Raw genomic sequence first — 22,794 nt, 5'->3', positions numbered from 1 at the left:
GGTGTGTGCATCGTGAGGGCCCAGACTGCTCTGTGTACGGCAAACACTGATGACGGGTACGTGACCGGGTTGTGAGCCGACCGCAGGACAAGGGGGGAGTGGCGCTTTGATCGCCTTTCCTTCTGGCGGGAGTACGGCGCAATCGGGGCGGACGGGAGTGAGCTGCCCGGTGAGGGGGGGGTGGCGCAGGCCGTGTGGGGTGAGTGAGGGGTTGATGGCTGTGCCGGGGACGGTGGGGCGGGCCGGGGCCGGTACTGCGTTCGGGTCCGGTGGACCAGTCGGATGCCCGTTGCGGAAGCCGCAGTCTCACTTTCAGACGAACAGCTCTTTCCGGGCGTCATCGCGCCCCTGAGCCGCCACCCTTTTCCCATGGCGACTTCGGGGGCACGGGGCGGGCATTTCGGTGGACTGAGGCAGTGGTGGGGCGTTCTGGCCGGCGTCTTGCTGATCGCGGCGTGGGCTCATGCCGCCGCGGGCCCGGCTGTGGTGATCACCTTGTCCGCAGCCGTGTTCCTGTGGAGCTTCTTCCAGGCGCCGGTGCCGTGCGGCGCCCCGGTGCGCGGACGCACGGACGGCTGCCGCAACAACGCCTATGGGCTACTGCTGGGGTGCCACATCCGCCAGCACCGCTGGCAGAAGCTGAAGATGCTGATCGTCCGGCGGCAGGTGCGCGCGTTCTGCGCGGGACTGTTCTCGGACGGCAAGGCCATCGTCATCACGCTGGCCGGGCTGGGGAGTTTCGTCTCCGGGCTCGTCGCCCTGGTCCCCGGGGTCGTCGTTCACTGAGGCGGCGTACGTGCTTCGGCCGCCTTCAGGGCTTCGGCGCGGGCGGTGGGGTCGTAGTCGGCGGGAAGGCCGGGGAAGAGGATGACGTCGCCCGCTATGTGGCGGGTGCGCAGGGGGAGGATTTCCTGGTAGGCGTCGGAGTCGTACCAGGCGCGGGCCTCGGCGAGCCCGGGGAACTCCAGCAGGACGAGGCTGCCCGGCCACTCCCCCTCCCGTACCTCCAGCTTGTCCCCGTGCGCGAGGAAGCGCCCGGAGTACGGCGCGAGCGTGGCCTGGACCAGCTCCAGGTACGCGTACACGTCGGGGTGGGGCTCGCGGTCGCGGAGGTGGGCGAAGGCGTAGGCGGGCACGGGTCCTCCGTAAGGCGCTTGTGGGGCTGGTTCGTTGTTCTCACTGTGGCGGCGGAGGACGGTCGGAGGCCATTACCCCGGGGGTAAGGCAGCGGCGGATGACGGAGTGGCGGCGGCCCGGGGGTGACGGTGGTGAGCGGGCTGGTGGGTCGGGAGGCCCGGAAGCTGGTGGGCGGGGCGGCGGAGGGCTTCCGGGCGCTCGCGGAGGGGGGAGTGGAGAGGTGCCGGGGGGTCAGTCGGGGCGGTGGGGCCGGGTCGGCTTCTTGAAGACTTCGTGCACGGCCAGGTAGTTCTTGCCGCCGTGGCCTTGGGCGATCGCCTGCTCGGCGATCGCCTTCATGAGCTGCGGCTGGTCGGTGTGAATGCCCTGTTCCCCGCAGGTGCGGGCGATGTGGTCGAGCGCGTGGAGGTTCATTTCCATGGTGCCCGCGTCGCCGGGGTAGTCGCCCTTGTCCAGGGCGGGGGCCTGGTCGGTGAGGGTTGCGTTCACCACTGTGGGCATGAACCAGTTGAGGGCGAGATCGGCGAACTCGACTGCCGGGACGTCCGCCGATCCGACCAGCGCCGTGGCGTGCAGGAAGCCGTTCATGGTCGCGTACATCAGGTCGAGCAGCGCGGTGTTGTACAGCACCGCCAGGCTGGGGTCGGGGCCGAGGTACCTGGGGTCGCCCATGCTCGCCAGCGTCGTCCGGTGCTCGTCGACGACATGCCGTGCACCGCTGTAGAGGAAGACGGACCCGGGATGCCCGACGAGCGGCGGTGGCACCATGATCGCGCCGTCCAGATAGGCGATGTCTCGCCCGGCCGCCCAACTGGACGCCGCACGGGCCTCGTTCGGCGTGCCGGAGTTGAGGTTCACCAGGGTGCGGCCCTTCAAGGCGTCGCCGGCGGAGTCGAGAACCGCGTACATGGACGCGTAGTCCTTGAGGCAGACGACCGTGACAGGGCTCTCGGAGATCGCTTCGGCGGCCGTCCCCGCGCGGCGGGCGCCCTTGGCGACGAGGGTGTCGGCTCTCTCCGGGGTGCGGTTCCAGACGGTCGTGGGGTGGCCGTTGCGCAGGAGCGTTTCGGCGAGCGCGAGGCCCATGGGGCCGAGGCCGATGACGGTAACGGGGTCGTGCTGAACGGGTCCTGATCGGTTGTCGGTCATGCGCAATAGACTGCTGTCTCACATCGGTGTGAGAGTCAACTGGACGTGGTGGTCGTCACATGCGTATGGGGGAGTTCTCCCGGCGGACCGGGGTCAGCCAACGCCTGCTGCGCTACTACGAGGAACAGGGGCTGCTCAAGCCGTCGCGCCGGGTGAGCGGATACCGCGAATTCACGGAAGCGGACATCGCCACCGTCCGGGGCATCCGCATGCTGCTCGGCGCCGGTCTCCGCACCGCCACGATCGCCGAACTGCTGCCCTGCATGGTCGACGACGGGCAGACCCTGGCGCCGGCCTGTTCCGGCATGCTGCCCGACCTGCAACGGGAACGGGAACGCATCGACGAGGCCGTGGCCGGCCTGCTGGCCGCACGGGAGACGCTGGACGCCGTCATCGCCGCCACGCCGACGGGCGGAGGGGAGGATCCGGAAGCCTGTTACGCGGCCGGCGCCGCGCAGCGGTCCGGATGACGCAGGGGGCGAGGGGGACGGGGAAGGTTCGGGGCCGCCGCCGGGGTCAGGGCTTTCGGTGGCCCAGGCGGGCGCGGTCGGCTGCCGCGGCGCCCTGTTCCCAGCCGTCGGCGTCGCGTACGCCCCGCATCCGGACGGCGGCGGTGTCGGGGAACAGTTCGCCGGTGGTCTCCGCCACGGCGACCTCGCGGGCGGCCAGGACCGGCAGGAGGTCCGGGGTGCCGGCCACGGCCTCGGTGGTCGCCTCCTGCGTGGCCGCGGTCAGACGGGTGCGGATGCGGTCGGCGTAGGCGACGAGGAAGGTCTGGCGGAAGTCGCGGGTGCGGCGGGAGCGGCCGCGGCTGTGGTGGGCGTCGCCCGCGCGGTGCATGGCGGTGGTGGCCTGGAGAAGCAGTGACGTGTAGAGGAGTTCGGCGGCCTCCAGGTCGGCTTCGAAGCCGATGAGGGTGGAGAAGGCCACGTCGCCGGACCAGACGGCCTGGCAGCGGTTGGCGGCGGCGACGGCGTCGAGCAGCAGGGCCTTCGCCTGCTCGTACGGGCCTTCGATGCCGATGCGGATGGCGGAGGGGGCGGTGCGGATGGCCGAGGGGCCGGCGCCCCGGCCGCCGCCGGTGCCGGGGCCCGCGTCGGCGCCGACACCCGCACCCGCACCGCCATCGCCACCGGCGAGGTCGAGCAGCGCCTCGTCGATGCTGTGCCGCGCCATCAGCTCCTGGACCTTGGCCGACAGCGCCTCCGCCTCCTCCGGGTAGTCCGTGGCCTCGGCCTTGGCCAGCAGCCCGCGGATACGGCCGAGGTGCCGCGACTCGGCGGGGGCACCCCCGCGTACGGGCCGAGCGGTCGGCAGAGGCGTGATGCGGGGCAGGCGCGCCAGGACGCGCAGCGCTGCCAGTACGTCGTACGTCGTCTCGAAGCGTGAGCTGCGGCGGCGGTGCGCCAGCTCCTGCAGGTAGCGGGAGTCCGACTGCCACCAGGTCTCGGCTTCGAGGTCGCGTAGCTGGGCCGCCCAGCGGGAGCCGCGGGCGCGTTCCGCCGCCCGGCCCGCGCGCTGCGCCTCGGCCGCCATCGCGTCCACGACGACGGCGGTACGCGGGCCGCCGCCCGTCTCACGCCGTACGATCCGCTCCAGGTCGGCGGGCTGCCAGCCGCCCTGCCAGCAACGCCGTACGGCGTCCTCCGCCGCGGCCAGCAGCGCGGCGCTGACGGCTTCCGGGCCCGCGGGCGCCGCCGCCAGCATCGAGGCGCCGGCCTCCAGGGCGTCCTCGGCGGATGTCCCGTCCTCGGCGTACCGGACGGTGCCGAGTACGGTGCCGACCAGGTCACCGGCCGCCGCCCGGCCGCCCTGCCGCCGCTGTCCGTCGTCGCGCTTGCTCACGTGGTCACGATACGGAGGGCGGGCCCCCGCCTGCGCACCGGCGGGGGCCCGCCCTCCGTGGGACGACCGTGCGCTACTTCACGGCGCTGCCCGCCACCCACTCGTTCCAGTCCATGTTCCAGCCGTTGAGGCCGTTGTCCGGCTTGATGGTCCGGTCCGGGGAGTTGACCATGTGGACGACATCGCCGACCAGCGAGTTCTGGTAGAACCAGGCGCCGTCCGTGCTGGGGTCGCCGGCGCCCTTCACGTCCTCCAGGCCGATGCAGCCGTGGCTGGTGTTGGCGTTGCCGAAGATGCCCTTGCCCCAGTAGTTGCCGTGCAGGAACGTGCCGGAGCTGGACAGCCGCATGGCGTGCGGGACGTCGGGGATGTCGTACTCGCCCTTGCCGTCGTTGTTGGTGAAGCCGACGGTGGAGCCGTCCATCCGGGTCTGCTGGTACTTCTCCGAGACGACCATCTTCCCGTTGTACGTCGGGTGGTCCTTGCTGCCCGCCGAGATCGGGATGGTCTTGATCGTCTTGCCGTCGCGGACCACGGTCATCCGGTGGGTCTTGGCGTCGACCGTGCTGATCTGCGAGCGGCCGATCCGGAAGTCGACCTTCTTGTTCTGGACGCCCTTGACGCCGGGCGCCGCCTCGACGCCGTCGAGCTTCAGGTCCACGCTGACCTTGGAATTCGGCTTCCAGTAGTCCTTGGGGCGGAAGTCCAGGCGCTGGTCACCGAACCAGTGGCCGACGATCTCCTGGTTGCTGCTGGACGCCACCTTGATCGCGGACTGGACGTCCTTCTTGTTCTTCACGGGCTTGTCGAAGTTGACCGACACCGGCATCCCGACGCCGACGGTCGAGCCGTCCTCCGGCGTGTAGTTGCCTATGAAGCTGTTCTTCGGGGAGACCGTGGTGAAGGTCGAATGCTCCACCGCCTTGCGGCCGTCGCCGTCGGCGGCGTGCGCGGTGATCGTGTACTTGGTCGAGCGCTCCAGCTGCTTCTTCGGCTGCCAGGAGCTGCCGTCGGCGGCGAGCGTGCCCTCGACCGGCTTCTTGTTCTCACCGGCGGTCATCGTGACGTCGGTGAGCTTGCCGCCGTCGACGGTGACCTTGGCGGCACTGTTGATGCCCGCGTCGGTGGAGCCGTTCTTCGGTTCGATCTTGATCTTGGCTTCCGAGGCGTCCTTGGCCGCCGCCTCGTCGACCTTCTTCGTGTTGTCCTGGCCGCCCCCGTCACCGCCGTCACCGCCACCGCACGCCCCGAGTGTCAGCACACCCCCGAGCAGCGCGGCAGTGGCTATCAGGCCCTTGCGACGCTTGCTGTCCGTCATCACACGATTCTCCATTGCCTTGCTGCCGAACCCGAAACCCCCGAGCCGGGCGTCGCGCCGCAGACCGCCGGCCGACACCATCAGGAACGCCTGTTCCGTTTCGTCCGTTCCATGCCTGCGGCGGCTGTGGGAAATGCCACGCGACCCCCGTACGGCGACGGCCGTCGTACGGAGATCGCGTGGCGGCCGTACGGAGATCGCGTGGCGTCGGCCGCGGACGGCTCCTCAGAAGCGGACGCGCACCCCGTCCGCCGACGTCTCGTCCGCCCCGGCCGTCCCGGGCTCCTCGTCCTCCGGGAAGTCGTCGTCCTCGGCGTCGTGCCCGAGGACCCACTCCGCGTCGGCGTCGTAGTCGATCTCCTCGCTGCTCCAGGACGCCTGCGTCAGCTCCACTCCGGGGACGCCCTCGACCAGGTCGAAGGGGTCCACGAGGTACGCCAGCGCCTCCGCCGGATCGGTCTGGACCGTTTCCCGCGCATGGCCACGCTCCTCCGCGGGTAGAGAAGGGTCACCGTTGATGTGGTCGAGTGCCGCGCCGGTCAGCCGGTCCGAGTCGGCGACCTCCATGACGAGTTCGACATGGAGCCGGACAAACCGTGATGTCTCGTCGTTGCTCATGTCAGGGAGCGTAAGCACCACCGGCTCCTGACTTCCCCACGACCCGCGGCTGTCACTAACATCTGTTGTCAACGGTCAATTTGCCGAGCCCACAAGGGGGATCGTTTCCGTGCCCGTGACCGCACGTCGACCACTGCTGACCGCCGCAGCCGCGGGATCGGTACTGCTCGCCCTGTGGTTCGTACCGTCCGCGAACGCCACCGTCGAACACGGCGAACGGACGCCGCACGACACCCCCCGGTCGGCCCAGCAGGCCCCGAGGACGCAGTCGCACGCCGCCGCGCAGACCGGCACGGACCAGCAGGGTTCCGCTGCCGCGCGGGGGGCGCTGCTCGCCGACACCGGCGCGTTCGACACCACGCCGTACGTCGTCGGAGGGGCCGCCTTCCTCGGCATCGGCGCCGGGCTGGTCGGCTTCTCCGTCCGCCGCACCCGCGGCGACGCGGCCTGACCGACCCGACCTGGCCCCGACCTGGCAAAGAAGCGCGGAGAACCGCGCGGATCTCCGGACGGCGGCCCGACGGAGCGCAAGCACGTACCGGGCGGAGCGAGCCACGCCCGCCCCGCCCGGTCACCGGCTCGCCACCGCCCCGTCCGTCAGGCCAGCTCGCCCGTGACCTGCTCGACCGCCGCGACCAGCCGGCCGTCGCGGACGAAGTCGTACGCCGCCTCCAGGTCCGGCGCGAGGAAACGGTCCTCCCCCGGGCCCTGGACCCCCGCGGCCCGTACGGCGTCCAGCACCGCGCGGGTGGCCGGCGCCGGGGTCAGGCCCGCGCGCATCTCCACCGCCCGGGTCGCCGCGTACAGCTCGACGGCGAGCACCCGGGTCAGGTTGTCCACGGCGGTCCGCAGCTTGCGCGCCGCCGACCAGCCCATCGAGACGTGGTCCTCCTGCATCGCGGAAGACGGGATGGAGTCCACCGAGGCGGGCGCCGCCAGCCGCTTCAGCTCGCTGACCAGCGCCGCCTGCGTGTACTGGGCGATCATCAGGCCCGAGTCGACACCCGGGTCACCGGCCAGGAAGGCGGGCAGGCCGTGCGAGCGGTTCTTGTCCAGCAGGCGGTCCGTACGGCGCTCCGCGATGGAGCCGAGGTCGGCCGCGGCGACGGCGAGGAAGTCCAGTACGTACGCGACCGGCGCGCCGTGGAAGTTGCCGTTCGACTCGACCCGGCCGTCCTCCAGCACCACCGGATTGTCGACGGCGGCGGCCAGCTCACGGCTCGCGACCAGGCGGGCGTGGTCCAGCGTGTCCCGGCCCGCGCCCGCGACCTGCGGGGCGCAGCGGACGGAGTAGGCGTCCTGGACGCGCGGCGCGTCGTCCTGGTGGTGGCCGGTGAGTCCCGAACCGGCCAGGACCTTGAGCATGTTGGCGGCCGAGGCGGCCTGCCCGGGGTGCGGACGGATGGCGTGCAGCTCGGGCGCGAGCACCTTGTCCGTGCCGAGCAGCGCCTCCAGGGAGAGCGCCGCGGTGATGTCCGCGGTGGTGAAGAGGCGGGCCAGGTCGGCGCAGGCCATGACCAGCATGCCGAGCATGCCGTCGGTGCCGTTCAGGAGGGCCAGCCCCTCCTTCTCGCGCAGTTCGACCGGCGCGATGCCGTGCTCGGCGAGCAGCTCGCCGGCCGGGCGTACGACGCCGTCGGGGCCCTCCGCCTCACCCTCGCCCATGAGCGTCAGCGCGCAGTGCGACAGCGGCGCGAGGTCGCCGGAGCAGCCGAGCGAACCGTACTCGTGGACGACCGGGGTGATCCCGGCGTTGAGGATCTCCGCCATCGTGCCGACGACGAGCGGCCGGACGCCGGTACGGCCGGAGGCCAGCGTCTTCAGGCGCAGGAACATCAGCGCGCGCACCACCTCGCGCTCCACCCGCGGGCCCATGCCGGCGGCGTGCGAGCGCACGATGTTGCGCTGGAGCTGGGCCCGCAGCTCCGGGCTGATGTGGCGTACGGCCAGGGCGCCGAAGCCCGTGGAGACGCCGTACACCGGGTCCGGCTTGGCGGCGAGGTCGTCGATGACCGCGCGGGCGGCGGCGACGGCCGCCATGGCCTCCTCGGACAGCTCGATACGGGCGGCGCCGCGGGCGACGGCGATGACGTCCTGTGCGGTCGTGCCGGACGTCCCCAGCACCACAGTGTGCATATCCATATTCAGGCACCCTAGAGACTGAATCCCTGGATGTCACCACTGGATCTCCACCTCGGTGGCCGTCGTGCGGTACGGCGCGCCGGACACCGTACGCGCGGGCCGCGCCTCGTACGCGGGCGGGCCGGACGCCGCGGGCGGGCCGGGCCCGGTCACCGCCGGAAGCGGCGGCGTTCCGTCGACGAGGTGCGTTTCGGGGCGTCGGCCAGGCGGATCACCGGGTCGTCCGTACCGCCGTCCCGGCCCGCCACCACCGGTCCGCGTGAGCCGGAGCCCTTCGCGCGGTACTGGGCCGCGTCCGCCAGCCGGAACAGCCGACGGGCCGAGCGCACCGGGCCGATCGGATCGCCGGTCGACGCGACGCCGACCGCCACCCCCTCGCCGAGTTCCAGCTCCGCCGCCCGGTCGCACAGCTCGGCGGCCACCTTGGCCACCTCGTCGGCCGACGGGCCCACCGTGAGGAGGCAGAACTCGTCGCCGCCGAGCCGGGCGGCGAGGGCGCCCGGCAGTATGGCGCCACACAGCGACAGCACCGAACCGAAACGTTCCAGCAGCCGGTCACCGACGGCGTGCCCGCACGAGTCGTTCACCCGCTTCAGCCCGTTCAGATCGCACACCACCAGGCTCACCACCGCGCCGTCCCGCCGGTGCCGCTCCAGGGCCTCGTCGAGCCGCATGTCCACCGCGCGCCGGTTGGCGAGGCCGGTCAGCGCGTCCGTGAACGCCAGCCGGCGCGCCTCCGCCAGCCGCTCGGTCTGCGCGATCCCGGCCGCCGCCACCGCGGCCAGTACGGTGGCGAAGTCCGCGTCCGCGCGCGTGAAGACCGGCTCCCCGGCCGAGCGGGCCACGTACAGCTCGCCCCACGCCCGCCCGTGCAGCACGATCGGCGCGACCACGCAGCAGCCACGGCCCCGGCGGCGCAGCGCGGCCACCCGCTGGTGGTTGTACCGGCCGTCCTGCGGCCCCTCCCCGGCGGTCTCCACCCAGGCGTTGGGCTGGCCGCCGCCGGCCCACTGCTCGTGCAGGAATCCGACGATCTCCGGGAACTCGTGCACCGGGTAGGACTCGTCCTCGGGGTACGGCACCTCCCCGTCGGCCAGCTCGCCGACGTTGACCAGCACCTTCAGCCGGCCCAGCTCACGTTCCCAGGCCGAGACCGCCGCGAACGAGCCCCCCAGGGCCGCCCGCACCCCGTCCGCGGCGGCCCGCGCCGAAGCGCGCGGGGTGTGCGCCGCCGCCATCGCCTGCGCGAGTGCCACCACGGCCCGGAGCCTGTCATCGCCGTCGTCCGTCACCGGACCTCGCATTCCGTCACCGTGAGCACTACGTGTCACTACAGCGTAGGAATGTTCCACAGCGTTCGCCCTTTCCGACCGGTACCGACCTGTTCCGACCGGGCGGGGCCGGGTACCCCTTACTCCCCCGGCCACTCCGGGCTGCGCTTCTCGACGAAGGCGGCCACGCCCTCCGCCCGGTCCGCCGAGAAGGCGACGCTGCGCCAGGCGCCGTCCTCGAGGTCGAGGCCGGTGCGCAGGTCGAGGCCGTGGCCCAGGCGCAGCGCGCGCTTGGCGGCGCGGAGGCCGACCGGGGAGTTGCGGGCGATGCGTCCGGCGAGGTCCAGGGCTTCCGGCGTGTCCCGGGCCTCGTCCACCAGATGGTCGACCAGCCCCAGCTCCCGCGCCTCCGCCGCCTCCACCCGCCGCCCCGTGAAGATCAGCTCGGCCGCGCGGGCCGCGCCGACCCGCCGCGGCAGCAGCTGCGTACCGCCGCCCCCGGGGATGACGCCGACCGACACCTCGGGCAGCCCGACCACCGCCGTGCGGTCCGCCACGATCAGGTCGCAGGACAGCGCCAGCTCGAAGCCGCCGCCGAGCGCGAAGCCGTGCACGGCCGCGACGGTGGGCATCGGCAGCTCCAGGACACCGGTGTAGGCGGCCCGGGTGCGCGGGCGCTGCCGCATCAGGTCGGCGTCGCTGAAGGAGTTGCGTTCCTTCAGGTCGGCGCCCACGCAGAAGGCCCGCTCGTGGGTGGAGGTGAGGACGGTGACGCGGACGTCCCGGTCGGCGGCGAGCGCGGCGCAGGCGGCGCTGATGCCGTCCGCCATGGCCGTGGACACGGCGTTCATCGCCTTGGGCCGGTCGAGCCGCAGTTCGGCCACGTGCCCGTGCCGGTGTACGCCGACGAAGTCCCCGAAGCGTTGCGCGTCCATGCAGCACCCTCCCTGGTCAACGATCGTTCCGTCACTCTAGTCAGGGGCGCAACAGGCACTCGGGCAGCGGGCGGTGACGTACGGAGGTTCAGCCGCGGCGGCTGAGGAGCCAGGGCTCGACGACGCCCAGCCCCCGCACCGGCCGCTGCCACATCGGCTGGAGCGCGAAGCGGTACTCGGGCAGCGGCCCGGCCCCGTCCTCGGCCGCCGCGGCGGCGGCCTTCGCGTCGGCCTCGGAGACGGGCGCCTCTCCCGTGCGTCCCAGCTCCTCCGCGAACGCCTCGTCCACCAGCACCGTGTCCTTCGGCGCTATCGACGTGAGGCGGCTGGCCAGGTTCACGGTCGTACCGAAGACGTCGCCCATCCGCGTCGTGACCGTGCCGAACGCGATGCCGACGCGCAGCTCCGGCATGGTCTCGTCGTTGGCCATGGTCTCGATGAGGCGGAGCCCGATCTCGGCCGCCGTGCCCGCGTCGTCGGCGGCGAACAGGACCTCGTCGCCGAGCGTCTTGATGAGCCGGCCGCCGTGCGCGGCGACCAGGTCGGCGGCGGTGGTCTCGAACGCCTCGACCAGCTCGCCCAGTTCCTCCTCCTCCAGGCGGCGGGTCAGGCGGGTGAAGCCGACGAGGTCGGCGAAGCCCACCGCGAGGCGCCGGTCGACCATCTCCGCGTCGTCCTGGGCCTGCACGACGCGGCCGGTCGCGGCGGCGAGCTGGCGGCGCCAGACGTAGACGAGGAACTCCTCCAGTTCGGGCAGGAGCAGTTCGACGAGAGGGTAGGTGATCTCCGTACGGGTCAGGCCGGAGTCCTGCGGCTCGGTCAGCCCTTCCAGGAAGGAGTCGATCTGCCAGTCGGCGAGGCGGGCCGTGGTCTGCCCGGTCGAGCGCGCCACCTGCACCGCCATCGCCTCGCTGAGCAGCCCGGCCTCCACCAGGCCCGCCAGCCGGCGCAGCGCCAGCACGTCGGCCTCGGTGAGCGCCTTGACCTGGCCGATGTCCGCGAAGCCCATGGCGCGCCAGAAGCGGGACGCCAGTTCCATGGAGACGCCGGCGCTGCGGGCCGCCTGGAAGGGGGTGTAACGGCGGTCGGAGCCGAGGATCAGTTGTTCCAGGCGGATGGCGATGGTGTCGTCGTCGGGACCGTCACCCGCGCTGTCGGCGCGCGCCGCGCCGTCGCCCGTACTGTCGGCGCCCGCCGTGCCGTCCGCAGGCGCCGAGTCCCCCTCACGTGGAGCGGCCCCCGTCTCACGAGGGGCGATGTCCGCTTCGCGCGGGCCGGCGCCCGAGTCGTCGGCGGTCACCGCTCGCTCCCTGTCCGTTCCCTGCGCACTGCCCTTCCGATCACTTCTCGCTCGTTCGCCCGCTCCACGGCGGACGGCCTCAACGATACGGCAGGTGTGCTCTGGCTCACTCTCACACCTCGTCGCTATCGCCCCGATCGGCACATAAGTGCGATTGCTCCCGAGGTTTCTTGACCAGGATCTGATCATTTTTGATCGCGATGCGGACGGGAAGCGGATCGGCCGCGCGTTCGGAGCCCTTGGCCCGGCCACCGTACGAAAGTCCCCGGCATTCCGCCCCGCCGGTTGGACGGCAGTTGGACGGAGACCGAGCGGGCCACGACACGAGCCGAAGGGCCGGTCAAGGCCGGGCCACGACACGAGCCGGGGCAGCATCCGGCCAGGGCGGCGCCACCCCGCTCAGCGCCGCCCCGCCGTCCGCCCCCTACTCCTGCGCCGCCGGCCGTAGGTGCACGATGTCCCCCGCGGCGACCGGCTGCTGCATGCCCTCCTCCGTGGCGAGCACCAGCCGCCCGTCACCGTCGATGGCCACCGCCTCACCGAGCAGGGCCCGGTCGCCGGGCAGTTCGGCGCGCACCGAGCGGCCGAGCGTGGCGCATCCGGCCGCGTACGCGTCCTGGAGGCGGCAGGCCGCCGCGTCGCCGTCCGCCGCGGTCCACTGCCCGTACCAGTCCTCGACCGACCGCAGTACGGCCCGCAGCACCGGGTCCCGGTCGGTCACCTTGGCGCCGGCGAGCGCGAGCGAGCCGGCACCGGGTACGGGCAGCTCCTCGGCGCGCAGCGTGACGTTGAGGCCGATGCCGATGACCACGCCGTCGCCGGCGCGTTCCGCGAGGATGCCGCCGGCCTTGCGCTCCTCGTCACCGACGGTCACCAGCAGGTCGTTGGGCCACTTCAGGGCGGTGTCCACGGCCGTGACGCGGGCCACCGCGCTGGCGGTCGCCACCCCGGCGAGCAGCGGCAGCCAGCCCCAGCGCTCCGGAGGGACCCGCGGGGTGAGGTAGAAGGAGAAGAAGAGGCCGGAGCGCGGCGGCGCCGACCACCTGCGGTCCAGTCGGCCGCGCGCGGCCGACTGCTCCTCGGCGACGAGGACGGCCCCCTCGGCCAGTCCTCCGGCGGCGCGCGCGGCGAGGTCGGTGTTGGTCGAGCCGGTCGCCGGCACGACGTCGAGGCCGGTCCAGAGCGCGCCGGGACGCAGCAGGGCGCGCCGTAGCGCCGTCCCGTTCAGCGGCGGCCGGTCCAGGTCGGACCAGCGCCCGCCGGAGCCCGCCTCCGGGCCCGAGCCGGTGCGCGCCGCGTCGCCGTCGCCGCCGCCCGAGCGGCCTTTGTCCTGGTTTTCCGGTGGTTGAGACGTCATGGCCCCAGCCTAGGTGTGGTCAACGACGCAGTGCCCCTGAGCAGTCCCGCCGATACGCTACGAAGCGGTAGCCCATCCCGTTCAACCCCCGTACCACCCTCGTACGAGCACCAGTCCAGGACGAGCAGGAGCCGCATCCCGATGTCCGAGCCGGAAGCACACATCACCACGACCGCGGGCAAACTGGCCGATCTCCAGCGCAGGATCGAGGAGGCCACCCACGCCGGGTCCGCGCGGGCCGTGGAAAAGCAGCACGCGAAGGGCAAGCTGACGGCGCGTGAGCGCGTGGAGCTGCTCCTCGACGAGGGCTCGTTCGTCGAGCTGGACGAGTTCGCGCGGCACCGTTCGACCAACTTCGGGCTGGAGAAGAACCGGCCGTACGGCGACGGCGTGGTGACCGGTTACGGCACCGTCGACGGGCGCACGGTCTGCGTGTACTCGCAGGACTTCACCATCTTCGGCGGTTCGCTGGGCGAGGTCTACGGCGAGAAGATCGTCAAGGTGATGGACTTCGCCCTGAAGAACGGCTGCCCGGTCGTCGGCATCAACGACGGCGGCGGCGCCCGTATCCAGGAGGGGGTCGCGGCCCTCGGCCTGTTCGCGGAGATCTTCCGCCGCAATGTGCACGCCTCCGGCGTGATCCCGCAGATCTCGCTGATCGTCGGCCCGTGCGCGGGCGGCGCGGTCTACTCCCCCGCCATCACCGACTTCACGGTCATGGTCGACCAGACCTCGCACATGTTCATCACCGGCCCCGACGTCATCAAGACCGTCACCGGCGAGGACGTGGGCTTCGAGGAGCTGGGCGGCGCGCGGACACACAACAGCACCTCGGGCGTCGCGCACCACATGGCGGGCGACGAGAAGGACGCCATCGAGTACGTCAAGGCGCTGCTGTCCTACCTGCCGTCCAACAACCTCTCCGAGCCGCCCGCCTTCCCCGAGGAGGCGGACCTGGAGACCTCGGAGTACGACCGCGAGCTGGACACGCTGATCCCGGACTCGGCGAACCAGCCGTACGACATGCACACCGCCATCGAGCACGTCCTCGACGACGGCGAGTTCCTGGAGACGCAGGCGCTCTTCGCGCCGAACATGGTCACCGGCTTCGGCCGGGTGGAGGGCCACGCGGTCGGCATCGTCGCCAACCAGCCGATGCAGTTCGCGGGCACGCTGGACATCGACGCGAGCGAGAAGGCCGCGCGGTTCGTGCGCACCTGTGACGCGTTCAACGTGCCGGTGCTGACGTTCGTGGACGTACCGGGCTTCCTGCCGGGTACGGACCAGGAATGGGACGGCATCATCCGGCGCGGCGCCAAGCTGATCTACGCCTACGCGGAGGCGACGGTCCCGCTGATCACCGTGATCACCCGCAAGGCGTTCGGCGGCGCGTACGACGTCATGGGCTCCAAGCACCTGGGCGCGGACCTGAACCTGGCCTGGCCGACGGCGCAGATCGCGGTCATGGGCGCGCAGGGCGCGGTCAACATCCTGCACCGCCGCACGCTCGCCGCGATCGAGGACCAGGACGCGCAGGACGCCCGCCGCCAGGAGCTGATCCAGGAGTACGAGGACGCGCTGCTCAACCCGTACGTGGCGGCCGAGCGCGGCTACGTCGACGCGGTGATCATGCCCTCGGAGACCCGTCGGCACATCGTCCGCGGACTGCGCACGCTGCGCAACAAGCGCGAGTCGCTGCCCCCGAAGAAGCACGGCAACATCCCGCTGTAGGGCCGCCGGTGCCCGTCGGCGGCCCTGACCGCCGTTCGCCGCAATTCCGCCAGAGCCAGGAGGTCGGTTGACCATGATCAAGGTCGTCCGGGGCAACCCCACACCCGAGGAGCTGGCCGCCGCACTGGCGGTGGTTCGCACCCGCGCGGCGGCGGCCGCTGCCGCCGCCTCCGCCGCGCCCGGCACGGAACGTACGGACGAATGGGCCGACCCGGCATCCACGGTCCCGCACCGCAGGCTGCCGCACCCGGGCCCGCGGGCCTGGCGTACGAGCTACTGGCCGCGCTGACGTCCGTGGCCCGGCCCCGCCGCCGGCCCCTCCTCCACTGGTCCCTCCGCTAGTCCTTCCGCCCGACGGCGCTTGAGTACGCGTACTCAGGCGCCGTCGGCGTTCCCGGCGGAGGATCGAAGGATGCTGTGGTCCGATCCGCCCGACGAGCCTCCCGAGGAGTTGCGCCAGGTGCAGGCGATGCTCCGCCGGATGGGCATCGTGCTGGCCGTCGCCGCGGTCGTGCTGATGGTGATGCTGGTCGGCGGGGCCTGAGAGGTCCGGGGGCCGGGCCGCGGGCGGTCTTCGCGACGCGACGTCGGGGGACGGTGTCGGGCCCGGCATGGGCGGGGCACGGCGTCGGCGCGCGGCCCGCGGTCACCGGCGGTCTCCACGGCGACAGGTCCGGGCACCCGTCTCGCACATTCGGACGAAGAGGACCAGCTCACACACCCCGCCTGCAACCGCCACCCCCAGTTGGGACATCCTTTACCCCTGAAGGCCGCAATCCGGGCGCCCTTACGGCCTTGGTCCCGCGCGGCACCGCGCCGTACGGCATGGGGAGTGGAGAGCGATGAACAGGCCGCTGAGACACATAGCCGTCTTCTGCGGAGTGCTGGTGCTGGCGCTGCTGGTGCGTGTCACCTGGGTCCAGTTCGTCCAGGCGGATTCGCTGGCGAACGACGACAACAACCGCCGGGTGAAGATCGAGGCGTTCTCCTATCCGCGCGGCAACATCATCGTCGGCGGCAAGCCGATCACCGGCTCGGTCGAGACGACCGGCGACTTCAAGTACAAGCGGGTCTACAAGGAGGGCCCGATGTACGCGCCCATCACCGGCTACGCCTCGCAGTCGCAGGGCAGCACGTTCCTGGAGGGCGTCTACAAGGACATCCTCAGCGGCAAGGACGACAAGCTCTTCCTCAAGCGCGCCAAGGACATCCTGACCGGGGAGAAGCCGCGCGGCGGCGACGTGCTGACGACCATCAGCGAGAAGGCGCAGCGGGCCGCGTACAAGAGCCTGACCGACCTCAAGGCCAAGGGCGCCGTGGTCGCCCTCGAACCGGGCACCGGCAAGATCCTCGCCATGGCGAGCACGCCGTCGTACGACCCGTCCGTCTTCGCGGGCAGCTCCTTCAAGGAGGGCGACCGGTACACCGCCCTCATCAAGGACAAGTCCAAGCCGATGAACAACCGGGCGTCCCTGGAGATCTACCCGCCCGGCTCCACGTTCAAGATCCTCACCGCGGCCGCGGCCCTGGAGCACGGCGTGGTCCCGGACATCGACACCCCGGTGCAGGCCCCGGTGCCGTACACCCTGCCCAACACGGCCACCAAGGTCGGCAACGACATCGCCTCCGCGCCGTGCGCGAACGCGTCCCTCAAGGTCGGTATGCAGTGGTCCTGCAACAACACCTACCTGGAGGCGGCGAACCGGCTCGGCAAGGACAAGATGCGGGAGACGGCGGAGAAGTTCGGCTTCAACCAGAAGCTCTTCACCCCGGTCCGTACGGCCACCAGCGGCTACCCCGAGAAGCTGGACAAGCCGCAGACCGCGCTGACCGGCATGGGCCAGGGCAGCCTGACCAGCACCCCGCTGCAGATGGCCATGGTCGTCGCCGGGCTCGCCAACAACGGCAAGGTCATGCAGCCGTACCTGGTCGAGGAGACCCGCGGCCCCGACCTGTCGACGATCGAGAAGTTCGAGCCCAAGGAGCTGAACCAGGCCGTCTCCGAGGACACCGCCAAGAAGGTGCAGCAGATGATGGAGAACACCGCGGAGAACGGCACGGCGAAGAAGGCGCTGATCGACGGCGTCAAGGTCGGCGCCAAGACCGGTACCGCCCAGCACGGCGCGGACGTCCGCGACGAACGCCCGTACGCCTGGTTCGTCTCGTACGCCAAGCAGGGCAACGGCTCGCCGGTCGCCGTCGCGGTCTTCGTCGACCCCTCGGACATGGACATCCCGCGCAAGGAGATCGCCGGTGGCAAGCTGGGCGGTCCGATCGCCAAGAAGGTGATGGAGGCCGTGCTCGGCAAGTGAGCGGCGGCAGGTACGGAGCGGGGCGGGCGCCGAACGGTGCCCGCCCCGCTCCGTACGATGGCGGGCATGACCGTTCAGCCCGGCCCTGCCGCCCGCCGTCTCGTCCTCGCCTCCCAGTCCCCCGCCCGTCTCGGCCTGCTGCGCCAGGCCGGGCTCGCGCCAGAGGTCGTCGTCAGCGGCGTGGACGAGGACGCGATCACCGCGGACACCCCCGCCGAGCTGGCCCGGGTGCTCGCCGAGGCGAAGGCCGCCGCGGTGGCCGCGCGGCCCGAGACCGCCGGCGCCCTCGTCATCGGCTGCGACTCGGTGCTGGAGCTGGACGGCCGGGCGCTCGGCAAGCCCGCCGACGCGGAGGACGCGACCGCCCGCTGGAAGTCGATGCGTGGCCGCTCCGGGGTCCTGCGGACCGGCCACTGCGTGATCGACACGGCGGCCGGGGACCGTCAGGTGTCGGCCACCGCGTCCACCACCGTCCACTTCGGCGAGCCGAGCGACGCGGAGATCGCCGCGTACGTGGCCTCCGGCGAACCCCTGTACGTGGCGGGCGCCTTCACGCTCGACGGCCGGTCGGCGCCGTTCATCGACGGCATCGACGGTGACCCCGGCAACGTCATCGGCCTGTCCCTGCCGCTGCTGCGGCGCCTGCTGGCCGATCTGGATGTCGCGATCACCGATCTCTGGGCGTAAGGGCCCGCAGGGGCGGCCGCGGCCATTGCCGCGGCGTCGCAGGCGCACGTAACATACATACATGGACGTACGTAAGGGTGGAGCGGGGGCGGCGGACGGCCGGGAGCCCGCCGGACCGGCCTCGGCCAGGCCCTCCACCGGCCCGGCCGGCAAGCCGCCCCGCACCACCCAGGCCGACCGCAGGGCGCGCACCCGTGCCGCGCTCCTGGAATCGGCCGCCCGGGGACTGTCCCGCTACGGCTACGGCAACCTCCGGCTCGAACAGGTCGCCCAGGACGCCGGGTACACCCGCGGCGCGCTCTACCACCAGTTCACGGGCAAGCAGGACCTGGCGCTGGCGGTGACCGAGTGGGTCCTGGACACCTGGTGGCAGGAGGTCGGCCGGCTCGTCGAGCAGGAACGGGACCCGGTCGCGGCGCTGCTCACCCTGGCGCGCGGGCACGCCGTGTACTGCCGCCGGGACATTGCCCGGGTGGCGATGGCACTGCGGCTGGAGTTCGCCGGGCAGGACCACCCGGTGGGGCGCGCGGTCGAGAAGGGCTACCGGGCGCTCGTCGAGCGCTGCACCGGCCTGGTCACCGCCGCCCGCGAGGCGGGCTCGCTGCCGGACGGCCCGCCGCCCCGCACCCTCGCGCTGGCCTTCGTCGGCGCGGTCGAGGGCACGTCGATCGCCCTGTCCGGCCGGGCCCCGTACGACGAGTCGCTGGTGGCCGGGGCCGCGGCCGGCGCGCTCGGGCTCCCGTACGGGCCCGGCGACCGCGCGGGCGCGGCCCGCGCCCCTCGATCGGGGACAAGGTGAAGGAGAGCGTCATGAAGGTCGGCATGGTGGCACACCACTACCCGCACGCGGCGCACCGCGCGGAGTTCGTCACGCGCGTGCGCCGCGTCGCCGAGGAGTTCCGGCGCACCCCGGGGTGCCTGTCGGCGGACTGCTGGCTGGCCGCGGACGGGGACGCGGTGGTCTCGATCGTGGAGTGGGAGTCCGAGGAGGCGTCGGCCGCGTCCCTCGCCGCCGTGCAGGCGGCGCCCGGGATCGACCTCGCCTACGACGAGCGGGAGTCCCGGCCGCGCGAGATCGTACGGCTCGCGGCGCCCTGAGCGCCGGCCGGGCGGGTCACCGGCCCTCCCCGCCCGCGGCCGCCCGGCGTCAGGCCGCCGCTGTCGCGGCGTGCCGGCAGTGCGTGCACAGCAGGCGGCGGCCCGCCGAGTGGGCCGTGCTGCGGCCCAGGCCCGCCGTACGGTGGACCGTCCGCGGAACGGCGGCGGCGTGCGCGGCGCAGGCCGCCGCGCCGCAGTCCGCGCAGACGGCCAGCGCGGCGGTCTCGCTGCCGAGTTCCGCACAGTCGAAGCACTGCATTCAACAACTCCTGGTGAGCTTGGTTCCGTGATCGCCGGAAGGGCGACCGTTCTGACTGAACGGCATCCGGCCTCCGCGCATTCCGGGAATTCACGCGCGGTGACCACCGTCACGGTGCCGCGGAATTCGGCGGACGCCCAGGCCCCTTTTCTCCCGGGAACCGCATTCCTGGTAATGCCACGGCCACCCGGGAATCCGGACGGTCCGGCCGACCCGGCCCGCCCGACCCGCGACGCTCCGGCCCGCCCGAACCGCCCGAACCACCCAGCCCGCCCGGACCGCCCGGACCGCCCGGTCAGCCTTCCGCCACCAGCCGGCGCAGCTCCCGGTCGGCCGCCGAATCCGGCTCGGCCAGGTACACCACCACGGCCTGGTCCGGCTCGTCCGGCAGCCGCAGCGTCTCGAAGGACAGGTCCAGGGCACCCGCGCGCGGGTGGTGCAGCGGCTTGCTGCCGTACGTCTTGTCGCGGACGTTGTGGTCGGACCACAGGCGGCGGAAGTCCTCGCTGTGCTCGGTGAGTTCGGCGATCAGCGCGGCCAGCTTCGGGTCGTCCGGGTGCCGTCCGGTGTCCAGCCGCAGGAACGCCACCGTGTCGTCGGCCTTCTGCTGCCAGTGGACGTACCGCCGGCGCGCGGACCGGTCGAGGAACGTGAGGCGGGCGAGGTTGCGCTCCTCGGGCGGCAGGGCCGGGAAGTCGGCGATCAGGATGCGGGCCAGCTCGTTCCAGGCCAGCACCTCCTGCCGGCGGCCGACCACGTAGGCGGGCGAGTACGCGAACGTCCGTAGCAGCCGCAGCACGCCGGGCCGCACCTCCTGGCCCTGCCCGGCGGCCGGCTGCCGGGTGTCGTCGTGGCGGCCCTCCTCGCCCCGCACCAGCGCGTACAGGTGCGCCCGCTCGTGTGCGTCGAGCCGCAGGACGTGCGCGATGGCGTCCAGCACCTCGGCCGAGGCGTGGCCGCCGCGGCCCTGCTCCAGGCGTACGTAGTAGTCGACGCTGACCCCGGAGAGCTGGGCGAGTTCCTCGCGGCGCAGGCCCGGCACCCGGCGGCGCCCGCTGAAGCCGGTGCCCGGCCGCAGGCCCGCGTCCTCGGGGCGCACCCGGGCCCGCCGCGATCGGAGGAATTCCCGTAGTTCGGCCCGCCGGTCCATCGTTCTCACCTTCGATACCGCGGGCTGCGCACCCTTCGCCACGGAACCCGTACTTTCCTGCATCCCTGCTTCTTCGCCGCTTTCCCGCTCGCCCTGCCGCACCACCGCCCCACTTTCCGCATTCCTCATGGGGCTCATCGCTCATTCTCGCGCAATCGCTTTCCGGCCGCGGAGGAAGGGGAACCGCCCAGCGTACTTCCGTGCCCCCGGCAAAGCTGTGCGAGGCTGGTAAGCCCGTCCACACGCGCCACCCGCGCGCGCACCGCACCCCACGCCCGTCCCGGAGGGAGACCGCCATGCCGCAGTCCGTCGACCGTGCCCTGGACCTGCTCGACGCGGTCGCCGCGGCGGCGGAGCCGGTGACGGCGAAGGCGCTGGCCCGGCAACTGGACTGCGGACTGTCCACGGTCTACGACCTGCTCGGCTCACTGACCGAACGCGGCCACCTGGCCCGTACCGCCGCCGGCTACACCCTCGGTTACCGCGTCCCGGCCCTGCACCTGGCCTTCCAGCGGCAGTTGCGGATCGACGAGCGGGTGCACGAGGTGCTGCTGCGGCTGCGCCGCTCCTCCGGCGCCGATGTCTTCTTCAGCACGTACCGGGACGGCGAGATCGCCGTACTGGACGGCGCCGCCGGACCGGACTCGGCCTTCACGGTCGGCCAGGACACCGCCGCACACGCCACCGCACACGGCCGCGCCCTGCTCGCCTCCCTCCCCGCCGCCACCCGGCGCCAGTACCTGGCCACCGGCGGGATGCGGGCGCGGACCGCGCGCACCATCACCGCCCCCGAGCGACTGGAACGGGAACTGCGCCGGGTCCGCCGGAACGGGATCGCCGTGGAACGCGAGGAGGCCGCGTCCGGCATGGCCTGCGTCGCCGTACCCGTACCGCTACGCCCCGGCGGCCCCGGCACCCCCGCCACCCTGACCGCCGTCTCGGCCGCCCTCCCGGTGAAGGACTTCGCCCGCCTGCGCGCCCCACTGACCGAGGCACTGCGGCGGGAGGTGGCGGCGCTGGGGTGAGAGGCGGCACCAGCCCGGACCGGGCGACCGCCGACCGGGGGCCGAGGCGCTGGAGCTGCTGCGTGAGCGGCTGACGGAACAAGGTGCGGCGCCGCTGCCGGTGGACCGGTTCGGGCCCAACGTCGTGGTCGACGGTGGGGACGAGCCGCACACCGAGGGCCGGGCGCGCCGGCTCGCCCTGAATGGCGCCGAGTTGGGGTACGCCGAACCCGCCGTGCGGTGTGCCGACACCACCGTCGATCAGGGCTCCGGGGCCCGGAGCGGTCCGGAGCCGCTGCGGGCGCTGGGCGGGCACCGGCGCACGGCCTCGGGCGGCGTCGTGTTCGGCGCGAAGTTCACCGTGCTGCGGCCGGGCAAGGTGGCGGTCGGGGACGCGGTGGCCGTCAGTTCGTGGGGCGGGCCGGAGTGGTAGCCGGGGTGGCAGGGCTGCCGGGGGCGGTGTCCTCGTCGTTCGAGATGTCAGTCGGGACGGTGTAGGACGTGCCGTACGCCGTCAGTGTCAGGACCAGCAGCGCCAGGACGGCCATCAGCACCGCGAACGCCGTCCAGCCGACCAGCCCGACCGCGAAGGCGCCCAGGACGGCGTGGACCACGGCGCAGCCGACGAGGGCGATGCGCCCGAGTGTGCCGGGCGGGCGGTCGCGCAGGCCGATGCGGGCCAGGAGGACGGCGCAGCACACCAGGTGGAGCGCGAAGACCGCGCCGAGCACCCAGGCGCCGGTGGTCATCGCGCCGGGGTCGACGCCCGCCATGGACATCTGCTGCTTGTCCACCACGATGCTCAGGACCCAGTTCAGGAAGAGGACGCCGAGCGCCTCCAGGACGAGCACCACCGCCGCCACCCACGCCACCGGTCTGCGTGCCGCCACCCCGTCCACCCACTTCCCGGTCACGCGTTGCGCTGTTACCGCGAGTACGAAAGAACACCGGGCACGCTACTCCTGAGTACCCCCGGCTCTACAAGACCCCGGAGCCGGGTATGGGCTCGGAAGCGGAACGAACCGGAGGGGGGCGACGGCCGGTGTGGCCCTGGGGGGCGCGAGCGGGCGCGCCCGGGGCGGCGCGGGCCGGACCCGGACACACCAGCGGGCAAAGATTCTTTCGCCCATTCGTAGGGACTCCACAAAGAAACGGGGTTCCGGTGAACGGACGGGAAGCGAGACCTTGCCCACATCTTGATCACCCCACCGCCCCCGGAATACGGGCCTACCCTGGGATACCGGGGGACTTCGGTCCCGTATCCGCACCGGGCACACGCTCCGTGTGGGCAAGCTCACTACCGGGAACGGGTCGGCACGCGGTGTCGCCAGTCCCTAAACTCGCGACGTCCTAATTTGTTGCGGCGAAGCGCCAAGGAGGAACCGATCGTGCGCAAGGTGCTCATCGCCAACCGAGGCGAAATCGCTGTCCGCGTTGCCCGGGCGTGCCGGGACGCCGGAATCGGGAGTGTGGCCGTCTAC

General features: G+C 72.5%; 26 protein-coding genes. 13 read left to right on the top strand and 13 right to left on the bottom strand.

Annotated features, from left to right (window positions below; translation table 11 throughout):
- The first annotated feature begins 369 nt into the window (after window positions 1–369).
- Entirely contained in the window at window positions 370–786 is a 417-nt protein-coding gene (locus tag ACZ4QV_RS00130; RefSeq protein ID WP_361160218.1) for a hypothetical protein, read from the top strand.
- Here ACZ4QV_RS00130 and ACZ4QV_RS00125 read toward each other — a convergent pair.
- Window positions 780–1,136, bottom strand: a complete 357-nt coding sequence (locus ACZ4QV_RS00125; protein ID WP_361638097.1) for a DUF1330 domain-containing protein — start codon at window positions 1,134–1,136, stop codon at window positions 780–782. The genes ACZ4QV_RS00130 and ACZ4QV_RS00125 overlap by 7 nt on opposite strands.
- 232 nt (window positions 1,137–1,368) lie before the next feature.
- Window positions 1,369–2,286, bottom strand: coding sequence for an NAD(P)-dependent oxidoreductase (locus ACZ4QV_RS00120; protein WP_361582988.1), 918 nt, complete (start codon window positions 2,284–2,286; stop codon window positions 1,369–1,371).
- A 59-nt stretch (window positions 2,287–2,345) separates the two neighbouring features.
- Between ACZ4QV_RS00120 and ACZ4QV_RS00115 the strand changes: the two genes are divergently transcribed.
- Window positions 2,346–2,756 carry a MerR family transcriptional regulator gene (locus ACZ4QV_RS00115; protein WP_361160227.1) on the top strand — a complete coding sequence of 137 codons (411 nt, stop codon included), beginning with the start codon at window positions 2,346–2,348 and terminating at the stop codon, window positions 2,754–2,756.
- Window positions 2,757–2,802: 46 nt separating this feature from the next.
- Here the strand turns inward: ACZ4QV_RS00115 and ACZ4QV_RS00110 are convergent, their stop codons facing one another.
- The 3 genes from ACZ4QV_RS00110 to ACZ4QV_RS00100 form a co-directional block, all read right to left on the bottom strand.
- Window positions 2,803–4,131, bottom strand: a complete 1,329-nt coding sequence (locus tag ACZ4QV_RS00110) for a DUF2786 domain-containing protein (protein ID WP_467762418.1) — start codon at window positions 4,129–4,131, stop codon at window positions 2,803–2,805.
- 73 nt (window positions 4,132–4,204) lie between these two features.
- Window positions 4,205–5,449, bottom strand: coding sequence for a L,D-transpeptidase (locus tag ACZ4QV_RS00105; RefSeq protein WP_361160233.1), 1,245 nt, complete (start codon window positions 5,447–5,449; stop codon window positions 4,205–4,207).
- Between the two features lie 225 nt (window positions 5,450–5,674).
- Entirely contained in the window at window positions 5,675–6,067 is a 393-nt protein-coding gene (locus ACZ4QV_RS00100) for a hypothetical protein (protein WP_361618228.1), read from the bottom strand.
- 115 nt (window positions 6,068–6,182) lie between these two features.
- Here ACZ4QV_RS00100 and ACZ4QV_RS00095 point away from each other — a divergent pair, with 115 nt between their 5' ends.
- Window positions 6,183–6,518: a hypothetical protein gene (locus ACZ4QV_RS00095; protein WP_361160237.1), complete on the top strand. Its 336-nt coding sequence runs from the start codon at window positions 6,183–6,185 to the stop codon at window positions 6,516–6,518.
- Between the two features lie 146 nt (window positions 6,519–6,664).
- On the opposite strand, the gene hutH is transcribed toward ACZ4QV_RS00095, so the two are convergent.
- The 5 genes from hutH to ACZ4QV_RS00070 form a co-directional block, all read right to left on the bottom strand.
- On the bottom strand, window positions 6,665–8,209 hold the full coding sequence (gene hutH, locus ACZ4QV_RS00090; protein ID WP_361160240.1) for a histidine ammonia-lyase: 1,545 nt from the start codon (window positions 8,207–8,209) through the stop codon (window positions 6,665–6,667).
- A 149-nt stretch (window positions 8,210–8,358) separates the two neighbouring features.
- The gene (locus ACZ4QV_RS00085) at window positions 8,359–9,513 is read right to left on the bottom strand and encodes a GGDEF domain-containing protein (protein ID WP_361160243.1); all 1,155 of its coding nucleotides are present in this window, start codon (window positions 9,511–9,513) and stop codon (window positions 8,359–8,361) included.
- A 107-nt stretch (window positions 9,514–9,620) separates the two neighbouring features.
- Window positions 9,621–10,415 carry an enoyl-CoA hydratase/isomerase family protein gene (locus ACZ4QV_RS00080; RefSeq protein ID WP_361160246.1) on the bottom strand — a complete coding sequence of 265 codons (795 nt, stop codon included), beginning with the start codon at window positions 10,413–10,415 and terminating at the stop codon, window positions 9,621–9,623.
- An 88-nt stretch (window positions 10,416–10,503) separates the two neighbouring features.
- Complete coding sequence (locus ACZ4QV_RS00075; protein ID WP_361160248.1) at window positions 10,504–11,715, bottom strand: adenylate/guanylate cyclase domain-containing protein; 1,212 nt, start codon at window positions 11,713–11,715, stop codon at window positions 10,504–10,506.
- A 424-nt stretch (window positions 11,716–12,139) separates the two neighbouring features.
- Window positions 12,140–13,072 carry a biotin--[acetyl-CoA-carboxylase] ligase gene (locus ACZ4QV_RS00070; RefSeq protein WP_361618230.1) on the bottom strand — a complete coding sequence of 311 codons (933 nt, stop codon included), beginning with the start codon at window positions 13,070–13,072 and terminating at the stop codon, window positions 12,140–12,142.
- Between the two features lie 141 nt (window positions 13,073–13,213).
- On the opposite strand from ACZ4QV_RS00070, the gene ACZ4QV_RS00065 reads away from it, so the two are divergent.
- The 7 genes from ACZ4QV_RS00065 (at window position 13,214) to ACZ4QV_RS00035 (ending at window position 18,900) form a co-directional block, all read left to right on the top strand.
- Window positions 13,214–14,803, top strand: a complete 1,590-nt coding sequence (locus ACZ4QV_RS00065; RefSeq protein ID WP_361160254.1) for an acyl-CoA carboxylase subunit beta — start codon at window positions 13,214–13,216, stop codon at window positions 14,801–14,803.
- Window positions 14,804–14,876: 73 nt separating this feature from the next.
- A complete protein-coding gene (locus ACZ4QV_RS00060; protein ID WP_361160257.1) occupies window positions 14,877–15,092 on the top strand; it encodes an acyl-CoA carboxylase subunit epsilon in 216 nt (71 codons plus the stop codon).
- A 123-nt stretch (window positions 15,093–15,215) separates the two neighbouring features.
- On the top strand, window positions 15,216–15,347 hold the full coding sequence (mmpB, locus tag ACZ4QV_RS00055) for a morphogenic membrane protein MmpB (protein WP_003981923.1): 132 nt from the start codon (window positions 15,216–15,218) through the stop codon (window positions 15,345–15,347).
- Between the two features lie 298 nt (window positions 15,348–15,645).
- Window positions 15,646–17,115, top strand: coding sequence for a peptidoglycan D,D-transpeptidase FtsI family protein (locus tag ACZ4QV_RS00050; protein WP_361160260.1), 1,470 nt, complete (start codon window positions 15,646–15,648; stop codon window positions 17,113–17,115).
- A 66-nt stretch (window positions 17,116–17,181) separates the two neighbouring features.
- Window positions 17,182–17,802, top strand: a complete 621-nt coding sequence (locus ACZ4QV_RS00045) for a Maf family protein (RefSeq protein ID WP_361582977.1) — start codon at window positions 17,182–17,184, stop codon at window positions 17,800–17,802.
- A gap of 61 nt (window positions 17,803–17,863) precedes the next feature.
- The gene (locus ACZ4QV_RS00040; RefSeq protein WP_361160266.1) at window positions 17,864–18,601 is read left to right on the top strand and encodes a TetR/AcrR family transcriptional regulator; all 738 of its coding nucleotides are present in this window, start codon (window positions 17,864–17,866) and stop codon (window positions 18,599–18,601) included.
- An 11-nt stretch (window positions 18,602–18,612) separates the two neighbouring features.
- The gene (locus tag ACZ4QV_RS00035) at window positions 18,613–18,900 is read left to right on the top strand and encodes an antibiotic biosynthesis monooxygenase (protein ID WP_361160269.1); all 288 of its coding nucleotides are present in this window, start codon (window positions 18,613–18,615) and stop codon (window positions 18,898–18,900) included.
- 49 nt (window positions 18,901–18,949) lie between these two features.
- On the opposite strand, the gene ACZ4QV_RS00030 is transcribed toward ACZ4QV_RS00035, so the two are convergent.
- Window positions 18,950–19,159, bottom strand: coding sequence for a DUF2180 family protein (locus tag ACZ4QV_RS00030; protein ID WP_361160271.1), 210 nt, complete (start codon window positions 19,157–19,159; stop codon window positions 18,950–18,952).
- A gap of 295 nt (window positions 19,160–19,454) precedes the next feature.
- Window positions 19,455–20,309 (bottom strand): helix-turn-helix domain-containing protein, encoded by an 855-nt coding sequence (locus ACZ4QV_RS00025; protein ID WP_361160274.1) that lies wholly within the window; start codon window positions 20,307–20,309, stop codon window positions 19,455–19,457.
- A gap of 296 nt (window positions 20,310–20,605) precedes the next feature.
- On the opposite strand from ACZ4QV_RS00025, the gene ACZ4QV_RS00020 reads away from it, so the two are divergent.
- Both ACZ4QV_RS00020 and ACZ4QV_RS00015 read left to right on the top strand, forming a co-directional pair.
- A complete protein-coding gene (locus ACZ4QV_RS00020) occupies window positions 20,606–21,334 on the top strand; it encodes an IclR family transcriptional regulator (RefSeq protein WP_361638107.1) in 729 nt (242 codons plus the stop codon).
- A 49-nt stretch (window positions 21,335–21,383) separates the two neighbouring features.
- The gene (locus ACZ4QV_RS00015) at window positions 21,384–21,746 is read left to right on the top strand and encodes an MOSC domain-containing protein (protein WP_467762544.1); all 363 of its coding nucleotides are present in this window, start codon (window positions 21,384–21,386) and stop codon (window positions 21,744–21,746) included.
- Here the strand turns inward: ACZ4QV_RS00015 and ACZ4QV_RS00010 are convergent.
- The gene (locus ACZ4QV_RS00010; RefSeq protein WP_467762417.1) at window positions 21,718–22,227 is read right to left on the bottom strand and encodes a hypothetical protein; all 510 of its coding nucleotides are present in this window, start codon (window positions 22,225–22,227) and stop codon (window positions 21,718–21,720) included. The genes ACZ4QV_RS00015 and ACZ4QV_RS00010 overlap by 29 nt on opposite strands.
- Window positions 22,228–22,701: 474 nt before the next feature.
- On the opposite strand from ACZ4QV_RS00010, the gene ACZ4QV_RS00005 reads away from it, so the two are divergent.
- A partial coding sequence (locus ACZ4QV_RS00005) for a biotin carboxylase N-terminal domain-containing protein (RefSeq protein ID WP_351219746.1) occupies window positions 22,702–22,794 on the top strand: 93 nt, incomplete at its 3' end.

The sequence above is a fragment of the Streptomyces sp. NPDC026394 genome (genome assembly GCF_055567735.1).
The sequence above is the reverse complement of the archived record's forward strand: the minus strand, read 5'-3'. Positions and strand labels throughout refer to the sequence as shown.

What these genes read in the sequence shown, in the direction of transcription:
- ACZ4QV_RS00025 (WP_361160274.1), bottom strand. Translation starts at nt 20,309, where the DNA reads ATGGACCGGCGGGCCGAACTACGGGAATTCCTCCGATCGCGGCGGGCC.
- mmpB (WP_003981923.1), top strand. Translation starts at nt 15,216, where the DNA reads ATGCTGTGGTCCGATCCGCCCGACGAGCCTCCCGAGGAGTTGCGCCAG.
- ACZ4QV_RS00060 (WP_361160257.1), top strand. Translation starts at nt 14,877, where the DNA reads ATGATCAAGGTCGTCCGGGGCAACCCCACACCCGAGGAGCTGGCCGCC.
- ACZ4QV_RS00040 (WP_361160266.1), top strand. Translation starts at nt 17,864, where the DNA reads ATGGACGTACGTAAGGGTGGAGCGGGGGCGGCGGACGGCCGGGAGCCC.
- ACZ4QV_RS00070 (WP_361618230.1), bottom strand. Translation starts at nt 13,072, where the DNA reads ATGACGTCTCAACCACCGGAAAACCAGGACAAAGGCCGCTCGGGCGGC.
- ACZ4QV_RS00100 (WP_361618228.1), bottom strand. Translation starts at nt 6,067, where the DNA reads ATGAGCAACGACGAGACATCACGGTTTGTCCGGCTCCATGTCGAACTC.
- ACZ4QV_RS00080 (WP_361160246.1), bottom strand. Translation starts at nt 10,415, where the DNA reads ATGGACGCGCAACGCTTCGGGGACTTCGTCGGCGTACACCGGCACGGG.
- ACZ4QV_RS00130 (WP_361160218.1), top strand. Translation starts at nt 370, where the DNA reads ATGGCGACTTCGGGGGCACGGGGCGGGCATTTCGGTGGACTGAGGCAG.
- hutH (WP_361160240.1), bottom strand. Translation starts at nt 8,209, where the DNA reads ATGGATATGCACACTGTGGTGCTGGGGACGTCCGGCACGACCGCACAG.
- ACZ4QV_RS00050 (WP_361160260.1), top strand. Translation starts at nt 15,646, where the DNA reads ATGAACAGGCCGCTGAGACACATAGCCGTCTTCTGCGGAGTGCTGGTG.
- ACZ4QV_RS00045 (WP_361582977.1), top strand. Translation starts at nt 17,182, where the DNA reads ATGACCGTTCAGCCCGGCCCTGCCGCCCGCCGTCTCGTCCTCGCCTCC.
- ACZ4QV_RS00020 (WP_361638107.1), top strand. Translation starts at nt 20,606, where the DNA reads ATGCCGCAGTCCGTCGACCGTGCCCTGGACCTGCTCGACGCGGTCGCC.
- ACZ4QV_RS00115 (WP_361160227.1), top strand. Translation starts at nt 2,346, where the DNA reads ATGCGTATGGGGGAGTTCTCCCGGCGGACCGGGGTCAGCCAACGCCTG.
- ACZ4QV_RS00105 (WP_361160233.1), bottom strand. Translation starts at nt 5,449, where the DNA reads ATGACGGACAGCAAGCGTCGCAAGGGCCTGATAGCCACTGCCGCGCTG.
- ACZ4QV_RS00065 (WP_361160254.1), top strand. Translation starts at nt 13,214, where the DNA reads ATGTCCGAGCCGGAAGCACACATCACCACGACCGCGGGCAAACTGGCC.
- ACZ4QV_RS00120 (WP_361582988.1), bottom strand. Translation starts at nt 2,286, where the DNA reads ATGACCGACAACCGATCAGGACCCGTTCAGCACGACCCCGTTACCGTC.
- ACZ4QV_RS00085 (WP_361160243.1), bottom strand. Translation starts at nt 9,513, where the DNA reads ATGCGAGGTCCGGTGACGGACGACGGCGATGACAGGCTCCGGGCCGTG.
- ACZ4QV_RS00030 (WP_361160271.1), bottom strand. Translation starts at nt 19,159, where the DNA reads ATGCAGTGCTTCGACTGTGCGGAACTCGGCAGCGAGACCGCCGCGCTG.
- ACZ4QV_RS00035 (WP_361160269.1), top strand. Translation starts at nt 18,613, where the DNA reads ATGAAGGTCGGCATGGTGGCACACCACTACCCGCACGCGGCGCACCGC.